This is a genomic window from Bizionia sediminis (genome assembly GCF_042684585.1).
Classification (GTDB): domain Bacteria; phylum Bacteroidota; class Bacteroidia; order Flavobacteriales; family Flavobacteriaceae; genus Algorimicrobium; species Algorimicrobium sediminis.
This window is the reverse complement of the sequence record NZ_JBHULS010000004.1, coordinates 171,301-190,934: the sequence shown is the minus strand read 5'-3', so window position 1 is coordinate 190,934 and position 19,634 is coordinate 171,301. Positions and strand designations below refer to the sequence as shown.

13 protein-coding genes and 1 CRISPR repeat array are annotated in these 19,634 nt (G+C 35.3%); of the genes, 4 read left to right on the top strand and 9 right to left on the bottom strand.

Features of this window, described 5'->3' with window-relative positions:
- Together ACFSQP_RS10555 and ACFSQP_RS10550 are read left to right on the top strand one after the other, a co-directional pair.
- The coding region (locus tag ACFSQP_RS10555) for a T9SS type A sorting domain-containing protein (RefSeq protein WP_376894193.1) at window positions 1-525 on the top strand (525 nt) is incomplete at its 5' end.
- A 197-nt stretch (window positions 526-722) separates the two neighbouring features.
- Window positions 723-1,979, top strand: coding sequence for an FAD-dependent oxidoreductase (locus ACFSQP_RS10550; RefSeq protein ID WP_376894191.1), 1,257 nt, complete (start codon window positions 723-725; stop codon window positions 1,977-1,979).
- 13 nt (window positions 1,980-1,992) lie between these two features.
- On the opposite strand, the gene ACFSQP_RS10545 is transcribed toward ACFSQP_RS10550, so the two are convergent.
- Complete coding sequence (locus tag ACFSQP_RS10545; RefSeq protein ID WP_376894189.1) at window positions 1,993-2,355, bottom strand: DUF2237 family protein; 363 nt, start codon at window positions 2,353-2,355, stop codon at window positions 1,993-1,995.
- Between the two features lie 168 nt (window positions 2,356-2,523).
- On the opposite strand from ACFSQP_RS10545, the gene cas1 reads away from it, so the two are divergent.
- A complete protein-coding gene (cas1, locus tag ACFSQP_RS10540) occupies window positions 2,524-3,408 on the top strand; it encodes a type II CRISPR-associated endonuclease Cas1 (protein ID WP_376894187.1) in 885 nt (294 codons plus the stop codon).
- Window positions 3,399-3,728, top strand: a complete 330-nt coding sequence (cas2, locus tag ACFSQP_RS10535; RefSeq protein WP_376894185.1) for a CRISPR-associated endonuclease Cas2 — start codon at window positions 3,399-3,401, stop codon at window positions 3,726-3,728. The genes cas1 and cas2 overlap by 10 nt, the downstream gene beginning before the upstream one ends.
- Window positions 3,729-3,850: 122 nt before the next feature.
- A CRISPR array of direct repeats spans window positions 3,851-6,519; the repeat unit is 36 nt; unit sequence AATATCGTGTTTTCTAATCTTTAATCAAACCACAAC.
- Between the two features lie 210 nt (window positions 6,520-6,729).
- Here the strand turns inward: cas2 and ACFSQP_RS10530 are convergent.
- From ACFSQP_RS10530 to ACFSQP_RS10495, 8 genes are all read right to left on the bottom strand, one after another.
- Window positions 6,730-7,053, bottom strand: coding sequence for a GIY-YIG nuclease family protein (locus ACFSQP_RS10530; RefSeq protein WP_376894183.1), 324 nt, complete (start codon window positions 7,051-7,053; stop codon window positions 6,730-6,732).
- A gap of 1,139 nt (window positions 7,054-8,192) precedes the next feature.
- The gene (gene cas9 / locus ACFSQP_RS10525) at window positions 8,193-11,588 is read right to left on the bottom strand and encodes a type II CRISPR RNA-guided endonuclease Cas9 (protein WP_376894181.1); all 3,396 of its coding nucleotides are present in this window, start codon (window positions 11,586-11,588) and stop codon (window positions 8,193-8,195) included.
- Between the two features lie 704 nt (window positions 11,589-12,292).
- Window positions 12,293-12,544 (bottom strand): hypothetical protein, encoded by a 252-nt coding sequence (locus ACFSQP_RS10520; RefSeq protein WP_376894179.1) that lies wholly within the window; start codon window positions 12,542-12,544, stop codon window positions 12,293-12,295.
- A gap of 147 nt (window positions 12,545-12,691) precedes the next feature.
- A complete protein-coding gene (locus ACFSQP_RS10515; protein WP_376894177.1) occupies window positions 12,692-13,192 on the bottom strand; it encodes a heavy-metal-associated domain-containing protein in 501 nt (166 codons plus the stop codon).
- A gap of 33 nt (window positions 13,193-13,225) precedes the next feature.
- Window positions 13,226-14,962 (bottom strand): efflux RND transporter periplasmic adaptor subunit, encoded by a 1,737-nt coding sequence (locus ACFSQP_RS10510; RefSeq protein WP_376894175.1) that lies wholly within the window; start codon window positions 14,960-14,962, stop codon window positions 13,226-13,228.
- A gap of 117 nt (window positions 14,963-15,079) precedes the next feature.
- Window positions 15,080-15,568, bottom strand: a complete 489-nt coding sequence (locus ACFSQP_RS10505; protein WP_376894173.1) for a DUF305 domain-containing protein — start codon at window positions 15,566-15,568, stop codon at window positions 15,080-15,082.
- A gap of 28 nt (window positions 15,569-15,596) precedes the next feature.
- The gene (locus tag ACFSQP_RS10500) at window positions 15,597-18,314 is read right to left on the bottom strand and encodes a heavy metal translocating P-type ATPase (protein ID WP_376894171.1); all 2,718 of its coding nucleotides are present in this window, start codon (window positions 18,312-18,314) and stop codon (window positions 15,597-15,599) included.
- Between the two features lie 64 nt (window positions 18,315-18,378).
- Window positions 18,379-19,614, bottom strand: a complete 1,236-nt coding sequence (locus ACFSQP_RS10495; RefSeq protein ID WP_376894170.1) for a TolC family protein — start codon at window positions 19,612-19,614, stop codon at window positions 18,379-18,381.
- Window positions 19,615-19,634 lie beyond the last annotated feature (20 nt).

Below are 19,634 nucleotides of genomic sequence, written 5' to 3'. Positions count from 1 at the left end.
GCTTATGTGCTAACATCTGGTACCACACTTATTATTGAGCAATTGGCTGCAACACCAGAATTTACCGTGACTAGCGCTGGAAATTATACCATTCACACGTTAGTTGCAGAGTTAAGCGATTCCAACGATCCGAATTATTTGGATACCTCTGTAATTAATTTTGGTGTCACTACCGGTGGCGATGTGCTGAATTTAGTTACAAGTATCGGTTTGTGTGCTGCGCTGGATGTAACGGGTGCGGCTGTAGTAGTGGAAGATGAATTAAGTGTTCCTGAAAACAGCTTACAAGACATTTCGGTTTACCCAAATCCGGTAACTAATTTTATGACTCTTAATAACTCAAAACGACTTCTAATAAATAGTATAACCGTTTATGACCTATCGGGACGCGACATAAAAACGTTTTTAGATGCTGGCACAAATCAGAATTACCAAATTGATTTATCTGAATTATCCAGTGGCTCCTACATTATGCTAATTACTACGAATAGTGGTAAATTAACAAAACAGATATTGAAAAAATAACCAAGTTTATTTTACGCATAACATAAAAAAGGCTGTCTGTAAGGACGGCCTTTTTGTTTTTAAATTTCCGGAAGGTTTTTTATGCCATTAAGTTTAGAAATCTTGTCACTATTTTAGAGCATATTTTAGTAATTTTGTTTTAAATAGCGCTGTTGTAAAACAGCTGCCAATAATTAGACTTAACGACAACGATTATAATGAAAAAAGAGGCGTATAATATTCATATCATTGGTGCAGGTATAAGCGGACTAATAGCAGCACATGTTTTAGAAAACCAAGGATACAGTCCTGTAATTTTAGAAGCTAGTAACGCTATTGGCGGTCGTGTAAAAACAGATATTGTTTCCAATTACCAGTTAGACCATGGTTTTCAGGTTTTACTTACCTCCTATCCTGCCGCCCAAAAATATTTAGATTATAACGCTTTAAATTTACAGCACTTTTTACCTGGTGCTACTATTTTTAGTAAAGGGCAGCAAAAAACTATTGGCGATCCATTAAGGAATTTAAGCTTATTGGTACCAACACTTTTTTCGGGCATTGGTAACTTTTCGGATAAGAAAAGAATTTTAAAATTAAATGCACAATTAAAAAGCACGCGTATTGAGACAATTTTTAACAAACCTGAAAAAACAACCTTAAACTATTTAGTAGATTTTGGATTTTCGGAAGGAATTATTTCCAACTTTTTTAAACCTTTCTTTGCTGGAATTTTTCTAGAAACAGAATTAAACACCTCTAGTAGAATGTTTGAATTTGTGTACAAAATGTTTGGTAGTGGTTACGCAGCTATACCAACAGCGGGTATTGCAGCCATTCCAAAGCAACTGGAAAAAAATCTGAATAAAACAACCATACATTTAAATACGCCTGTTAAAAAGGTTGAAGAATCCCAGATAATTTTAGCTAACGGAAGCGTTTTAGAAAGTCATTTTACCATAATTGCGACCCAACCAAATAGCTTAACTGAAACCAACACGCATCCAGAAACACCCTGGAAATCTTGTCATACCTTTTACTACGAAACCAAAACTCGCGCCATTAAAAAACCACTTATTGGACTCATTGCAGATCAGGAAGCCTACATAAATAATATTGTGTATCATACCGCTTTAAAAACGGCTTCGGCAGGAAGTGGTGAATTATTGTCGGTAACGGTAGTTAAAAAACACACACTTTCAGAACAGGCATTACAAAACCAAGTTGAAAAGGAACTTGTTCAGTATTTGGGCAACCGCCCGTTTAAATTTTTGAAACATTACCATATAAAACAAGCATTACCCGATTTAAATAACTTAAAATACAGCAACAAGCCCAACGAAACCCAACTAACACCGCATATTTTTCTAGCTGGTGACACCATGTTAAACGGTTCGTTAAATGCCGCTATGCTATCTGGGGAAAGCGCTGCAAAAGCCGTTATAGAGGCCATATCTAAACAAGAGCACTCATAAATTTTTACCAAATTTATTTTTTAAACGCGTACTGTTTTAATAGTTCTAATGAGGTGTAGTTTAGTGCTTCTTTATGTGTAGCCTCCAAAACTATGGGCGGTGCAACGCCGTCCTTTTCCGCTTGCAACCAACGGGAAATACACAAACACCATTTGGATCCGGCTACCAAACCCGGAAATTGCCATTGTGGTATAGGGGTTGTTAAATCGTTTCCTTTCCCTTTTGTATACCTTAAAAAAGCATCTGTAACTACGGCACATACCACGTGTGTGCCAGTATCTGCTGCAATGGTGCGGCATAAACCATCTCTAAAATAACCTGTTGCAGGCTCGGTACAACATGGTTCTAAAGGGGTTCCTAAAACATTTAATTCCATACCACATTAATTTAGTTTACACGTTTTTAAGATGTGCGATACTTATTACTACCTTAAAAACTGTGTTTGTTTTAATTACTTTTCTTGAATTATAAGGCCAAAATAACTGAATTGTTTTAAAATGCTTATTTTAGAAAGCCAAGTTGTCCCAAATTTAACCATAAACGCATGTTAAAAAAAACATTACTTGTAGAAAAAAAAAGTAGCATTACGGTAAAACATTTACAATTACAGATAAAAAATGACCTTCGCCAAGCTAGCATACCAATAGAAGATATTGGCTTTCTTATTATTGATAATCCAGAGGTATACATAAGTATAACCGCTTTAAACCTATTGATTGAAAATAACAGTGCGGTAATTATTTGTGGTAAAACGCATTTACCCAACGGTTTATTTTTAAATTTAAACAGCCATCATATACAACAAGAATTATTTCGAAAGCAAATAGAGGCCAGTGTGCCTTTAAAAAAACAATTATGGCAACAAACAGTAAAAGAAAAAATATTAAATCAAGGATTACTTTTAGAAAAAATCACGAAAACTAAAAATAATTTTAATTTTTTAGCGAGCAAGGTTGTTAGTGGCGATACCACAAATATGGAAGGTGTAGCTGCTAATTTTTATTGGAAATTCTTTTTTAAAAGCAATTTTAAGCGCGAACGGTTTGGAGCCTATCCTAACAACTTTCTTAATTACGGTTATGCTATTTTAAGAGCTGCCACAGCCAGAGCACTATCTGGTAGTGGTTTATTAAATACATTAGGCATTCATCATAAAAACAAATACAATGCGTTTGCTTTAGCTGATGATATTATGGAACCATTCAGACCAATAATTGATGAAGCTGTTTATACCATAATGCAACATTACGATGAACAAGAACTAAATACAGAAATTAAATCGGTTTTACTCCAAACCCTCACTAGAACGGTTTATTTTAAAGAAGAAAAAAGCCCTTTAATGGTTGGCTTACAAAAAACGGCTAGTTCTTTGCAACAGTGTTATACTGGCAAACGAAAAAAAATAAAGTATCCACAATTATGGAATTAAATGCGTACAGAATTATGTGGTTATTTGTTTTTTTCGATTTACCAACAGAAACAGCCAAAAACAGGCGAGATGCAGCGGGCTTTAGAAAAAACTTACTAAAAGACGGCTTTACCATGATGCAATATTCTGTTTATATGCGGCATTGTGCCAGCAGCGAAAGTGCAGATGTACATGAAAAAAGAATAAAACGATTGTTACCACCTTTAGGCAAGGTAAGTATTTTACGTATTACAGATAAACAATTTGGAAATATTATAAATTTTTGGGGACGTGCTGAAATACCCAAAGCGCCCCAGCCTACGCAATTAGAATTATTTTAAAAACTGTTTGTTATTGAAACAAAAAAATGCTTCAAGAATGCCTTATCACTGCAAAAAAGAAGCATTTTTTTAACCGATATTTAAACACACTGCTTTGATTAACAAGCGATAAGCGCTGAAAGAATATCGTGTTTTCTAATCTTTAATCAAACCACAACATAATGTTCTCGTTTTAAACCCGCCACCAGAATATCGTGTTTTCTAATCTTTAATCAAACCACAACCTTGACTATTATAGTACGCGGCATTCCACCAATATCGTGTTTTCTAATCTTTAATCAAACCACAACCTGTAAATTAGGATAGTAAACATACCACCTAATATCGTGTTTTCTAATCTTTAATCAAACCACAACAACTACGTTTGTTATATGGTTGTTTAATAAATATCGTGTTTTCTAATCTTTAATCAAACCACAACTGGTTTTACTGTATCGTGGTCGTAGTCGCTAATATCGTGTTTTCTAATCTTTAATCAAACCACAACCAGTAAGTGGTGCAAAAGTTCGTAAATCTTAATATCGTGTTTTCTAATCTTTAATCAAACCACAACCAAAATTATTTTGCTTTTATCCCGTTTTTAAATATCGTGTTTTCTAATCTTTAATCAAACCACAACAATTTGAAACCTGGTTAAAGCATATTCATAATATCGTGTTTTCTAATCTTTAATCAAACCACAACATACATTATTTATTTCATTAAAAGCGTACTAATATCGTGTTTTCTAATCTTTAATCAAACCACAACAATTCTGCATTCTAATTCAATACATTTAACAATATCGTGTTTTCTAATCTTTAATCAAACCACAACATACACGTTTTTAGACATTAACAAAAACAGAATATCGTGTTTTCTAATCTTTAATCAAACCACAACTGCAGGATCAACTGCGTAATTGTTTATTTTAATATCGTGTTTTCTAATCTTTAATCAAACCACAACTAATTAGTTAGCCTCTAGTCATCTAATCATAATATCGTGTTTTCTAATCTTTAATCAAACCACAACGCCATATCTACAATACCTGTATGGTACTCGAATATCGTGTTTTCTAATCTTTAATCAAACCACAACCATTTTCAGAAAAACTATCCTTATCCTTAAATATCGTGTTTTCTAATCTTTAATCAAACCACAACAATAACTACAATAGGCAACATGCCATTTTCAATATCGTGTTTTCTAATCTTTAATCAAACCACAACTATTATGCAAAACACAATTGACAAAAACCAAATATCGTGTTTTCTAATCTTTAATCAAACCACAACATGTCTTAACAAAACCCTTTTAACTGCCTTAATATCGTGTTTTCTAATCTTTAATCAAACCACAACTCCTCTAAATAATGTAAATTTTCTATGCTTAATATCGTGTTTTCTAATCTTTAATCAAACCACAACTCCGAAAACAGCTTTAAGTAAATTAAACAAAATATCGTGTTTTCTAATCTTTAATCAAACCACAACAACTACAAAAATACGGTTCAAGAAAAAAGGAATATCGTGTTTTCTAATCTTTAATCAAACCACAACAACTTTTCAAAATCGGCATTACGGGCTTCAAATATCGTGTTTTCTAATCTTTAATCAAACCACAACAGTAGTCTATATCTTTATATATTTCGGCAAAATATCGTGTTTTCTAATCTTTAATCAAACCACAACTACGGAGGCGGCGTGAATTGTTACCACCGTAATATCGTGTTTTCTAATCTTTAATCAAACCACAACTTTTTTCAATAGACTTTAAATCCGCATCGCAATATCGTGTTTTCTAATCTTTAATCAAACCACAACATCCATTGGGCTTTTCCAACGAACATCGCTAATATCGTGTTTTCTAATCTTTAATCAAACCACAACTTCAGCAGTTAAACTGTTGCCGTTAGGGAAATATCGTGTTTTCTAATCTTTAATCAAACCACAACTAATGTGGTTTGTCTCAAAAAAAATGCTAAAATATCGTGTTTTCTAATCTTTAATCAAACCACAACTAGTTAGTTCAGATGTTACTAATGCGCAAGAATATCGTGTTTTCTAATCTTTAATCAAACCACAACTGGAACCAGGAACAGGCAAAACACGCCCTGAATATCGTGTTTTCTAATCTTTAATCAAACCACAACAAAAGTTGCGATATCCGGTTAATTATAGGAATATCGTGTTTTCTAATCTTTAATCAAACCACAACTGTTTGCATATTTTTAGTTTAAATTACCGAATATCGTGTTTTCTAATCTTTAATCAAACCACAACACTTTCTTTATTTGTCATATTTCCAATTTTAATATCGTGTTTTCTAATCTTTAATCAAACCACAACCTGTATGTACATAGGCTCAATGTAGTGTTCAATATCGTGTTTTCTAATCTTTAATCAAACCACAACAAATTGTTTTGTTGGAAAACTCATGTTTGAATATCGTGTTTTCTAATCTTTAATCAAACCACAACAAGAATGGTTAAAAGCATACAAGCGCAGGTAATATCGTGTTTTCTAATCTTTAATCAAACCACAACAGTTCTGGAGTTTGGCCGTTCCATGTGTTTAATATCGTGTTTTCTAATCTTTAATCAAACCACAACTGCGCTTCGGGAGTAGTTGTTTTGTAGTTTAATATCGTGTTTTCTAATCTTTAATCAAACCACAACGGGCTGCCAACTATTAACAGGCGCGAACTTAATATCGTGTTTTCTAATCTTTAATCAAACCACAACGGGTTAGCACAAATGATAGAGTAAGCAAATAATATCGTGTTTTCTAATCTTTAATCAAACCACAACGGAAAATAGTTGTAAAAAATTACAAAAGGCAATTTTCCGTTGTGGTTTGGATGTTTAAGACTAAAAGTAAGTGAAACAACTTGTTTTGTCATTCCGAAGCATGAGGAATCTCATAATCCGTTTTTTATTCTTTTTAGGTAATTCTATTAATACTTGCTTAATTCGCCTTAAGCAATTCCTCACTTTTTTTAGGAATAACAATTACTAGCTTTATATAAAACGACTTTCCAAAAATTCGAACTTTTTATTAAATGCTCGAATTACGTTTAACTTCTTTTCGCGCCTCCACCCTTTTAATTCCTTTTCTCTGGCTATGGCATTTTGCACCCAGCTAAATTTTTCATAATACACTAAATGCTTTAAATTATACTTTGCTGCAAAGGTTTTTCTACCTTTTTCTATGTTTTCTCTATGTTGGAGCAAACGCTTGCCCAGGTTATTGGTAATGCCAATGTAATATGTAGAACGATACGGATTTGTTATTATGTAAACATAATAGCTATGATAACCTTTATTTTCATTAAAATGTAACATAGTTTAGTGGTTTAAGGGTTTTTATGCATCGGATTGACAAATGGTACTGGGTTTTCTTGTGGTTTGGAATGATCATTAGTATGTGATTCCTCATGCTTCGGAATGACAAATGATGGTGGGTTTTTCATGCTTTACTGGTTTATGTGATTCCTCATGCTTCGGAATGACAAATGATGCTGGTTTTTTTATGGTTTGCTATAACACTTGGTACTGTTTTTTTTGTTTTCGTTTTTTCTTTGCTTTACTGGTTTATGGGATTCCTCATGCTTCGGAATGACAAATGGCACCCAGTTTTTCATGTTTTGGAATGACACTTGGCATGTGATTCCTCATGCATCGGAATGACAAATGATGCTGGGTTTTTTATGGTTTGCTATAACACTTGGTACTGGTTTTTTTTCGTTTTTTCTTTGATTTACTGGTTTGTGGGATTCCTCATGCTTCGGAATGACAAATGATACTGGGTTTTCTTGTGCTTTGCAATGACACTTGGTATGGGATTCCTCATACTTCGGAATGACAAATGATACTGGGTTTTTTATGGTTTGCTATAACACTTGGTACTGGTTTTTTTTGTTTTCGTTTTTTCTTTGCTTTACTGGTTTATGTGATTCCTCATGCTTCGGAATGACAAATGATGCCGGTTTTTTTTTTGGTTTGCTATAACACTTGGTACTGGTTTTTTTGTTTACGTTTTTTCTTTGATTTACTGGTTTATTGGATTCCTCATGCTTCGGAATGACAAATGGTGCTGGGTTTTTTATGGTTTGTAACAATATTTGGTATGTGATTCCTCATGCTTCGGAATGACAAATGATGCTGGGTTTTTTATGGTTTGTAACAATATTTGGTATGTGATTCCTCATGCTTCGGAATGACAAATGATGCCGGTTTTTTTTTTGGTTTGCTATAACACTTGGTACTGGTTTTTTTGTTTACGTTTTTTCTTTGCTTTACTGGTTTGTGGGATTCCTCATGCTTCGGAATGACAAATGATGCTGGATTTTCTTGTGGTTTGGAATGATACTTGGTACTGGTTTTTTTGTTTACGTTTTTTCTTTGCTTTACTGGTTTGTGGGATTCCTCATGCTTCGGAATGACAAATGATGCTGGATTTTCTTATGGTTTGTAACAATAAACTACAACTTTTCAATTTTACCTGAAACGCTAATTTTAACTTTTATGGGGTTATGATTTGACCATCCATTCTTTCCAAAACCAAAGCTATTAATTTGTTGCTTCTCTTCCTTATTTTGAATAGAGGCAGTTTTAGCTAACCTAAAATAATAATCACCGGATGTAAACTTCTGCACACGATATAAATGTGCTTTCAAAAGATTATTGTTTGGTTTTTCCCAGTCAATTTCATCCTCATTAAGCCCTAATAAAAACATATCGTTAATTTGCATGGTGGTTACAATTTCTATTCCGTTTGCTGGTAATTGATAGACAGGAAAGCCTTTTCGTTTACGCTCTACCACCGTCCAAAAAGTAACCACATCCTCTTGTAAGTTGCCTTTTTCATCTTTATAAATTAATACATGATGGTTGTTTCTTGGGTTGACCCACTGGTTTGAATCGTCTTTTAATTGCTCGGCACCTCCAATGTTTTCTCGCATACGAACTTTTAAAACCGGAACTGGATTTCCATTTTTATTTGGTAGAAAAATCTGTGGTTTTTTAATTCCTGTTTCATCTACAACAAAAAATGTTTCAGTTGGTATTTTACCTTTTACAAAGCCACCTAATACATGAATACGCTTAAAAATTAATTGCTTAATTGTTTCATCTACTACTTTTTCTAATTGTTTTTCAGTTGTTAAGCTGTCTATTGGTTTTCTAACATGATAGGCTTCTTCTTTATTAGGCGATTTCTGTTTACCAAATACGGTTTCTTTATGCAACTGCCCACGGGCGGCTACACCAACATTTTTATAAATTTGGCCGTTTCTTTTTGTTTTATGCGTCCTGACGGTAAGTATTGATTTTGTTTTTTTGTGGGAAACTAAAATATTATCTACAGCGCGTTCCGCATCTTCTCTAAACGTTTCCCATGGTTTGGGGAAATTGTTTAATTCGTAGCTTCTGTCGTATCTGTTCCATTTGCTTAATTCCTGTAAATGACTTCTGTTAGCGCATGCCATAACTAGCGCATCAATAGCATGGTGCCGATGGTCTTCTCTTGTTTTTTGGTCATCGTCCTTATTTAAAATGGTATTAAGCCCCCAATGGTGACGCAAATTGGATGTCATTTGTCCTGGTGCCACGGTAACTTTATCGCATATTTTGGCTAAATAGTTTTTAGCTTCTTTACTTATGTAACGCGTATCGTTTAATTGTCTGCTAATAAAATCGCCGTCATGTTTTTGCTTGACAAATTGTTTAAATTTTTGATAGGCATTTGGATAGTTAGGTTTGTTTTTAAAACAGCTTAATGCCTGTAATTTTTTATTTTGCCAAGCTTCATCGCCTTGCTTGCTGTAAAACTCATAAGGTGTTAAATCGCCTTTTGCTCTATTTTCATCGGCAAAACAAAGTGTTTTATTCATAAAACTATCGTTAAGCGATCGGCTCCATGGGTAAATGTGCTCAATTTGAACTTCGCCCGAAAATAATTGGTTTACTTCAATGGGTTTCCCTGTATAAGGGCATGTTTTGTTGCATTCTTCCCAAAGTTTATATTTTAGAATATTAAGATGTGTTGGTCGTTGCCCAATATAATCCAACTCTGCTTTTACCCTATCGTTTTGCTGTTCTAAACGTTTTTGCTCTCTTCTTATATCATTTCGTTTGGATTTTGAAATTTTTAAATCGCGTGCAAGCTCTACTTTAATTTCATTTGGCTTTCCGTAATCTATAATAATTTCGTTTACTAATTTTCTTATTTCAAAAAGTGCCGTAATTACTACAGGATTTTTTATGCGCTGTATTTCTTTATCGGCTTTCGGACCAACTGGAAGACTATTTAGGAGTTGGGTATTTTCTATATTACTGCTGTGGTGATACAGTTTTGATAAAGCTTTATCATTTAAATTACATTCCTTTTTTAACATCTCTTTTAAAGGCTCTATATAACCGCCTTTCATATTTGAGCGTACTATTTCGGGTACATTATCTAGTAAAAACTGCTCATGCAACTCCCAATCTTTTCCTAAAGCGTTTTTAACACCACCCAAACCAACAGCTACATCGTAAGTAAACCCGAGTTTTAAAAATGGCAGTAGGTTGTTTATGGCTTTTCTGCTTAAATTAGCATATCCATCTTTTAGATTAAATTTTGATATTTTATCCGCTCGTGTTTCATCAAAATTCCAATTATTAATAGCGTATTGCTTAAGTTTATCTCTGTCGTCAAAGCTATAAAGCACATGCCAAATATCTTCTTGTTCTTTTTCTGATAAGCTAAACCATTGTTCACCAAAAAATTTTTTGTTAGATAAATTACTAATCGTGTGACTACCATAAATAAGATCATCATCCTTGTAGTTAAACTGATAATTGCCATCCTGTTTATTAACGGCTTTTCTTATTTCTTTAAATTTAACCTTCTCTTTTGAAAACAGGAGTTTTATAATATTTTCTCTATCCGAAGCTGTAATCGCTACTTTCTCCCCTGCTAAATCGCATTTTAGAGTATTTAACCATTCGTAAATACGTCTTTCTTCATTGGGGATGGCGCTAATTTGGCATTTGTTTTTTTTAGGCTCAAAAGTACAATTACCCACTAAATGTTTTTGAGAGCGCAGTGGCCGCTGATGGAATAATACACCATCTTCTGGATAATCGTCTTTTTTCCGGCCACCAAATATTGTTTTCAGGTTGTTTGTAAGTTCTGGATGATATTTAGATTGTGTTTCCCAAATTGTTTCAAACTCATCAATATACATTTGTCGTGTGGTGTAACGATTTCTAATTCGTTCTTGTTTACCCGAAAAAGGTTTGTTTTGTTTCGGATAAATTTCATTTAGATATGCACCCAATGTTTTACTTTCCTTTATGCTTTCTGCAGTTTCGGCAATTCCTATTTTTCCTGCTTTCGCATCGCCTTTAAAAATGACACTTTTCTCATTGTTTTCTGCCCCAGCGGTTCTACTGTTACTTTGAAAACCTCGCCGTTGAATCATATGATAAAAAATACGCCCTAACTCCTCTAAACTAATCTGCGTGTTTAGTGCTTTAGCTCTTAACTCGTAAGGATTTAATTTTAGCCATTCTTGAAGTTTTTCATTATTGAAAATTTCTTTTTGATTCCAAATTTTTACAGATTTATAATCAATAGGGCACATATTATGTTTGGCAAGTTCTCGAAGCAAATAACGTTTGCGCAAACGACGTCTAAAAAATTGGCGCCTTGCACCCCTATCATCTGTTCTACTGGCGTTTTTTGAAGCTTCCCGACCTTCTCCCTCACCTAAATTAACAACACCTTCGGGGAATATTCTACTTCCAATACCTACTATTTCATTTTTACTATCGTCTACAAGCGACCAACCAATGCTGTTGGTTCCTAAATCTAAACCTAAAATTTTTGCCATGATATTTAAAATTTAACAGCCTTTAAGATATAGAATAGTTATTAATTTTTGCGTAAAAAACGGGATGGATAATTAAAAATATTTTCCTATATTTGGGTTAGATTAAACTTTCTAATCTTTAATCTTATCACAATAAGGCTATATGCCGTAGATGAAAATCTTTAGTCCTGCCTTTGGTGGGACTTTTTTTATGGTTTTATGGGATTCTTTGCTTTACTGGTTTATGGGATTCCTCATGCTTCGGATTGACAAATGGTGCTGGGTTTTCTTGTGGTTTGGAATGATCATTAGTATGTGATTCCTCATGCTTCGGAATGACAAATGGTACTAGGTTTTTCATGCTTTGTAATAATATTTGGTATGTGATTCCTCATGCTTCGGAATGACAAATGGTGCTGGGTTTTATTGGGGTTTGGAATGACACTTGGCATGGGATTCTTTGTGCTTCGGAATGACAAATGGTGCCGGTTTTTTTTGTTTTCGTTTTTTCTTTGATTTACTGGTTTGTGGGATTCCTTATGCTTCGGAATGACAAATGATGCCGGGTTTTTTTGTTTTCGTTTTTTCTTTGATTTACTGGTTTATGGGATTCCTCATACTTCGGAATGACAACTGATGTTGGGTTTTCTTGTGGTTTGTAATGACACTTGGTACTGGTTTTTTTGTTTACGTTTTTTCTTTGCTTTACTGGTTTATGGGATTCCTCATGCTTCGGAATGACAAATGGCACCCAGTTTTTCATGTTTTGGAATGACACTTGGCATGGGATTCCTCATGCTTCGGAATGACAAATGGTGCTGGGTTTTCTTATGGTTTGTAACAATATTTGGTATGTGATTCCTCATGCTTCGGAATGACAAATGATGCCGGGTTTTTTTGTTTTCGTTTTTTCTTTGCTTTACTAGTTTATGGGATTCCTCATACTTCGGAATGACAAATGGCACCCAGTTTTTCATGTTTTGGAATGACAAATGATACTGGAGTTTTGTTTTCGTTTTTTTTATTATTAATTAATTTGGCTATTCACGAGCTCTATTTAGCTTTTCGTGTTATTTTAAGAGATACAAAAAGAGCCTTTTTTAAAAGGCTCTTTTTGTATTAATTTAGTGTGACTGATTTATATGATTCTCCGAATGCATGTTGCCAGACTGATGCATCATCATACTATGGTCGTATTGGCAGCAGGCTGGTAAGTTTTTGTACGCTTCTTTACTTCCTGCAACTTTTTCGGTATCGTAACCCGATGCCGCTATAGCTTGATGAATTGCCATAGCATTGGTTTTGGTGTCGTCAAAAGAAACATCCATTTTCTTTTTATCGACATCCCAATTGGCACTTGCAACACCTTCAACACTATTGGCTGCTTTTTCAATGGTACTTTTACACATACCACAATTTCCTCTTACGCCAAACGATAAATTTTTCATGGCCATTTCTTGAGTCATTTCAGAGGTTTCTGGCTCAACTGTATTGTCTGTTTTAGTATCGTTTTTACAGCTTGTAAATACCAATCCAGCTAGTATTGCAGCACTTAAAATTAGTTTTTTACCCATATTAAGTACGGGCCTGTTTCGGGTTGTTTGCGTTTTCTGTAAGTCATTCATAGTTTTAAAATTTAAGAGTTATTGTTAATTTAATTAATCGATTACTTGTTTTACTTCGCCGCAGGTTAACATGGCATCGCCAAAATACGGATTTAATACAGTTTCTTCCTTGCTTAACCAGTAGGCTCCTGTGTTATTTTCGGCCATGGGGCAATATTGATGGTATACTTTTTTATTAACACCAAACACTTTAATAGCGTTGGCTAATGGTGTTGTAAGATCTTTGAAATACCTACGTTGCGCCTTAATTTCGGTTGTTTTAGAAATAGCCATTGCTGCCGCTTTTATGTCGGTTTCCAAAACCTTCCAATGATTATGAACGTCATGATCTTGTAAAAGTTTCATATCCATGATGGATACATGTTTTAATAATTCGTTCGATTGGCTTTGCACGGTTTTTGCATCGTCCTGCACTAAAGCATCTTTTACCAAAACATATTTATTAAAAACGGTTTTTAGCTGATTTTGAAATACTTTTGAAACATTTACCCGTTCATTTTTAGCTTCCCATTTTTTATTTTGCACCTCCATACCGCCTTTTTTGGTATCTTTATTCATCATGGATTTTTTACCTTGTAATTGGGCTGCTGCATCTACGGTAAACGTTCCATTGGTAACAATTTCATTGCCCACATACAAGCCATCTAAAACCTGGTAGTTTTGACCTATTTGATTTCCTAAAACAATTTCGCGCATTTCAAAAACAGGCTCATTAGGATTGGTTTTTAAATAGACAACAGAACGCGCACCTGTCCAGAGCACAGCAGATGCTGGTATGGTAATTAGTTCATCATGGCTACCCAAATTGCGTTCAATACTACCTGTTACAAACATACCTGGTTTAAAAATGTTTTCGTTGTTATTTAATACCACGCGCAAGGTTACTGTTCTGGTGTTGGCATTTAAAACCGGTTCTATAAAATCTACCGTACCTGTAAAAACTTTATTAGCATAGGCGTTTGTTGTTACCAGAACTTCCTGTCCTTTTTTAAATAAATCTATTTGATTTTCATACACATCAAAATTCGCCCAAACCGTATTCAAGTTGGCTAACTTAAGTAAAGCTTGCCCTTGTTTAACGTAATCGCCTTCCTCCACAAGTTTTTCTGTTACCGTACCAGAAACCGTAGCATAAATTGGCAGATTTTCGGTTATTTTACCAGACTCTTCTATCTGATTAATTTGACTATCTGAAAGCTTCCATAGTTTTAATTTATTACGAACGGCTTTATACAAGGCAGGTTGCGATTGCTTTAAGCTTGCGGCTGTAATTAATTCTTGCTGTGCGGCATAAAGTTCTGGCGAAAAAATGGTTGCTAATAACTGACCTTTACGAACCGCCTCTCCTGTAAAACTAATATTTAAGCGTTCTATCCTACCCGAAAAATAACTAATTTGCACGGCGTTGGCTGCTTCGTTTTCCGCAATTTTACCTGACAACTTCACGGTACTCCCATCACTAGTTCCTTTACCAACAACAGTGGTTTGAATATTTGCCAATGCCATGGCGTTTTTGGTTAGTTTAAATTGCTGCGCCAACAAGCCATCACTGCCACTTTCGGCTGGAATTAAATCCATACCACATATGGGGCAGTTGCCGGGTTGGGCTTGCATAATTTGTGGATGCATGGAACAGGTCCACATTTGGTTGGTTGCTGCTACGGTATCGTGATGGTGTGCTGCTTCTTCAGTGGCTTTTACCCCGAAAATGAACCAACCTAACAGGATGCCAAAAACCAAAATTGCCAGGTATATGATGTATTTATTCATAGTTTATATTGTTTAGATTTGTATGCGTTTTTGCGCTAGGGATTGAAGCGGCATCCTTTTTTTGTTTTTTTACAAAAAAAGATATAGCGGAAAGCCCGCTCGAGCGCCCAAATACATTTATTTCTCGTTTTCTAATCGTTTTATCATGGCTTTCATTTCCTCAATTTCCTTACGTTGGGCTTTAATAATATCATTGGCTAATTTTTTAACCTCTGGATCTTTAATAGCGGCCCGCTCACTTGTTAGAATAGCTATAGAATGATGCGGAATCATGCCTTTCATCCACAACACATCGCCAACGGTTGCTTTTTGGTCGCGCACCAAACCTAAAGCTCCAAGAAATAGGGCGATACTACCTATAATTATTCCGAAATTTTTCTTTTTGTTGGTATACATAGTCTTCATAAAAAAGAACATGATTAAGGCCATGGCGGCAATTCCTAAACAGACCATATAAAATCTGGTTAAACTGAACCACACATGATCGAACTCGTATGTATTTAGGTACATGGTAATGTACATGGCAACAAATGAGCAGGCTAACATTAAAAAGAAGGTTGTGTAATTACCCAATCCGTTTTTGCTTGTATTATCTTGCGTATTCATAATTTTAAATTTTTGTATTAATATTTGTTTAAATTGATTTGGTTCTTAATCGCAGGGCATTACCAATAACAGAAACCGAACTAAAACTCATGGCCAAAGCTGCTATCATTGGCGATAATAAAACGCCAAAAAATGGGAATAAAACGCCTGCGGCAATAGGGACGCCGAAAGTGTTGTAAACGAGCGCAAAAAATAAATTTTGTTTGATGTTTTTCATAACCGCATGACTTAAATTTTTAGCTTTTACAATACCGTGTAAATCACCTTTAACTAAAGTAATCATAGCGCTTTCAATGGCAACATCGGTTCCTGTTCCCATAGCAATGCCTACATCACTTTTTGCTAATGCTGGTGCATCGTTAATGCCATCGCCAGCCATAGCAACGACCTTGCCTTGAGCTTGTAGTTTTTCAACTTCCTTTAACTTGTCTGCTGGTAGCATACTGGCTTTAAAATCGGCTAAATTTAATGCCGTAGCAACGGCTTGTGCGGTATTGTGGTTGTCGCCTGTAAGCATTATAACAGCAATACCTTTATCTTGAAGCGCTTTAATGGCTTTGGCACTTGTGGTTTTGATTTTATCGCCTATAACCACGTACCCAACAACCACATTATCGACGGCTACATACGATACCGTTTTCCCTTGTTTTTGATGGTTTTTTGCTACTTCCTCCATTTTTGAGGAAATTTCTGCCTTTGCATGATTCATCATTTCTGGATTGCCTAATGCCACCCGTTTACCGTTTATTGTTCCTTCAACACCTTTACCCGTAACGGCACTAAAATTTTCAGATTTTAACACCTTGGTATTCTGTTCTTTTCCATATTTTACAGTAGCTTCAGCTAGCGGATGTTCCGAATTACTATTTAAGGATACGATATATTGCAGGACTTTTTCTTCGGAATAATCAGTACCAAAAGCTGCCACGTGTTCAACAGTTGGTTTGCCTTGGGTAATGGTTCCTGTTTTATCTACAATTAAGGTATCTACCTTGTCCATTTTTTCTAGGGCTTCGGCATTTTTTATGAGCACGCCATTTTGTGCGCCTTTCCCGACACCCACCATAACAGACATGGGTGTTGCCAAGCCCAAAGCACAGGGGCAGGCAATAATTAAAACGGCAATGGCATTCACAAAGGCATACACATAAGCAGGTTCTGGCCCCAAAATAGCCCAAACTACGAAGGTTATTAATGAAATGATAACCACAACTGGCACAAAATAACCGGAAACCTTATCGGCTAGATTTTGAATTGGGGCGCGACTTCTACTCGCATCGTTTACCATGTGAATAATTTGCGATAACAATGTATCGCTACCAACCTTTTCGGCTTTCATAAGGAATACTTGATTACCATTTATGGTGCCACTGCTTACTTTATCGCCTTCCGATTTATTTACTGGAATGGGTTCGCCCGTAATCATAGACTCATCAATAGTGGTTTTGCCTTCGGTTATCGAACCATCTACAGGAATTTTATCGCCTGGTTTTACTTTTAAAATATCGTTTAATTCTATTTTATCGATACTGACTTCGACATCTTCGCCATTTACAACTTTTGTGGCTTTGTTTGGCGCCAATTTTAATAATTCTTTTACGGCCGAATTGGTTTTACTATGCGCGCGCGCTTCTAGCAGTTGCCCCAAGAGCACAAGGGTTAAAATTACGGTTGCGGCTTCAAAATATACATGAACGGCGCCCGATTCTGATAAAAACTGCTCCGGAAAAAACCCTGGAAAAAACAAGCCAAATACACTGAAAATCCACGCTACACCCGCACCAATGCCAATAAGCGTAAACATGTTTAAGTTCCAGGTTTTGATACTTCTGTAGGCGCGTTCAAAAAACATCCATGTGGCATAAAACACGACTGGTATGGATAATGCAAACTGAATCCAATTCCAATGTTTTTGCTCCAGGATACGGTATAATGGATTGTTGGGAATCATTTCACTCATGGCTATAATGAAGATGGGCAAGGTAAATGCTGACGCTAACCAGAATTTTTTCAATAATTTTTTGTAGGTTTTTTCTTCTGAAGATAAGGCCGGTTGCATGGGCACTAAATCCATACCGCAAACAGGACACGAACCAGATTCGTCTTTAACAACCTCTGGATGCATTGGGCAAGTCCATTGCTCTGAATAGCTAGTTGAAAGGTTTTGTTCTTCTACCAAATCCATGCCGCAGACCGGACAATCGCCCGCTTTGTTATAGGTTTTGTCACCTTCGCAGTGCATGGGGCAATAAAATACGCCAGTACCTTTACCTTTTGGTTTTTCTACCTTTTCAACTTCAGATGGTTTATCGCCATGTTTATAAATACTGTAATTTCCACCATCATCCTTCAATGCTTTTTGAAAGGTTTCAATAGGGATATGCGAATCCGTTTCAATTACTGCTTCTGCCTTTTCTAAATTAACCGTGACTTTTAAAACACCTTCTACTTTTGAAAGTATGTTTTCAACGTGACTGCGGCAACCGTTGCAGGTCATGCCGTGTATGTGATAGGTATGTACCTTTTCGTCAATGCTTTGAATGTGAATCGTATAAGTGTCACCATCCATTTTTAAGGCCTTTTGAAAAACTTCAATAGGAATATGCGAATCCGTTTCAATTACTGCTTCTGCCTTTTCTAAATTAACCGTGGCTTTTGAAACACCTTCTACTTTTGAAAGTATGTTTTCAACGTGACTGCGGCAACCGTTGCAAGTCATGCCGTGTATGTGATATGTGTGTATCATGCTTGTTGTTTTCTAGCCCTAACAGATTTTAAAAACCTATTAGGTTTTTATTAACCTGTTAGCTTTATTGAGTTAAATAATTAATAACCGTTGTTTGAACATAATAAGCCTTAACAGCCTCTATTTGTTTTATTTGAAACTTTAATGTTAGTTCTTGAATATCCAAAATATCCTTAAAATCTATTGTTCCTGTTTCGTAACTTTTAAGAAGCATCGCTTCGGCATTTTGGGCGTGTTGTAAATTTTTAATAAGCGTTTCGTGGCTTAATCTGGCCGCAATTCGTTCCCTTATAGCTTTGGCTAAATGTGTTTCCAAAGTGTTTAAGCGTTCTTGTTTTTGAGTTGAAATTTCTTGTTGTTTCAACTCATTTTGCTTGCTTTGCGAACGGTACTTTTTATTAAAAATGGGTATAGACACCGATAACATTGGCATAACCATATCTTTATACGCACTGGTTATCATGGGGCTGTTTTCTTGACTAATATATTCCACACCAATACCTACCATGGGTGCCATTTCTTTTTGGTTTAACAATTCCGATTGCTCTACGGATTGATAAAGCTTATCGTAGCGCAACAATTCCGGATGCCACGCCAAATTTTCGGAAGGCGTTTCAAAATCTTCGGAAGGCATTATTAAACTATCTACTACGGTTATGGCAACAGTATGTTTTCTGTTTAAAAGCTTGTTTAAATTAGTTTGCACTGCTAAAAATTGTTGCCTTAATTCATCTTTTAATTGCCTTAATTCGTTTTGGCGTATTTGCAAGCGCAACACATCTACTGCGGACGCTTTGCCTATTTCTACCGCGGTTAGGGCTAAAGTTTCATAAGTTTTTAATAATTGAACATGATTGGTTAGCACTTTTTGTTTGGCTTTATTGGCGTATAAATTGTAGTAAACTTCCGAAACCGAAGCCATTAAGTTACGCTTGGCAATTATAATTTTAACATACTGCGCATCGGCAACGGAACTAACGTAGTTTTCTCTGGCTGTTATGGTACCAAACCAAGGTAGCATTTGCATGACAGAAACTCGAAAACGTTCCATAGGCATGTCCATTTCAGGTTTTACAGCCATAACGCCCAAGTTAAATTCGGTGTTTGGTAAGCTATTGACTTCGTTTACCTTTTCGGAAGCAATTTTATATTTTAAATCGAATTTTTGGATTTCAGGACTGTTTGCAAGCGCTTCATTTATTAGTGTTTCTAGTTCTTGACTTTGAGATGAAAGAACAAAGAATAAAGAACAAAGAATTAAGACAGCTTTTCGGATAATTTGTAAATTAAGGTTTCTCATTGTAGATTATTTTAGTCTAT

What these genes read in the sequence shown, in the direction of transcription:
- ACFSQP_RS10550 (WP_376894191.1), top strand. Translation starts at nt 723, where the DNA reads ATGAAAAAAGAGGCGTATAATATTCATATCATTGGTGCAGGTATAAGC.
- cas9 (WP_376894181.1), bottom strand. Translation starts at nt 11,588, where the DNA reads ATGGCAAAAATTTTAGGTTTAGATTTAGGAACCAACAGCATTGGTTGG.
- ACFSQP_RS10545 (WP_376894189.1), bottom strand. Translation starts at nt 2,355, where the DNA reads ATGGAATTAAATGTTTTAGGAACCCCTTTAGAACCATGTTGTACCGAG.
- ACFSQP_RS10495 (WP_376894170.1), bottom strand. Translation starts at nt 19,614, where the DNA reads ATGAGAAACCTTAATTTACAAATTATCCGAAAAGCTGTCTTAATTCTT.
- ACFSQP_RS10530 (WP_376894183.1), bottom strand. Translation starts at nt 7,053, where the DNA reads ATGTTACATTTTAATGAAAATAAAGGTTATCATAGCTATTATGTTTAC.
- ACFSQP_RS10520 (WP_376894179.1), bottom strand. Translation starts at nt 12,544, where the DNA reads ATGAAAAACTGGGTGCCATTTGTCATTCCGAAGTATGAGGAATCCCAT.
- ACFSQP_RS10505 (WP_376894173.1), bottom strand. Translation starts at nt 15,568, where the DNA reads ATGAATACGCAAGATAATACAAGCAAAAACGGATTGGGTAATTACACA.
- cas2 (WP_376894185.1), top strand. Translation starts at nt 3,399, where the DNA reads ATGGAATTAAATGCGTACAGAATTATGTGGTTATTTGTTTTTTTCGAT.
- cas1 (WP_376894187.1), top strand. Translation starts at nt 2,524, where the DNA reads ATGTTAAAAAAAACATTACTTGTAGAAAAAAAAAGTAGCATTACGGTA.
- ACFSQP_RS10515 (WP_376894177.1), bottom strand. Translation starts at nt 13,192, where the DNA reads ATGAATGACTTACAGAAAACGCAAACAACCCGAAACAGGCCCGTACTT.
- ACFSQP_RS10510 (WP_376894175.1), bottom strand. Translation starts at nt 14,962, where the DNA reads ATGAATAAATACATCATATACCTGGCAATTTTGGTTTTTGGCATCCTG.
- ACFSQP_RS10500 (WP_376894171.1), bottom strand. Translation starts at nt 18,314, where the DNA reads ATGATACACACATATCACATACACGGCATGACTTGCAACGGTTGCCGC.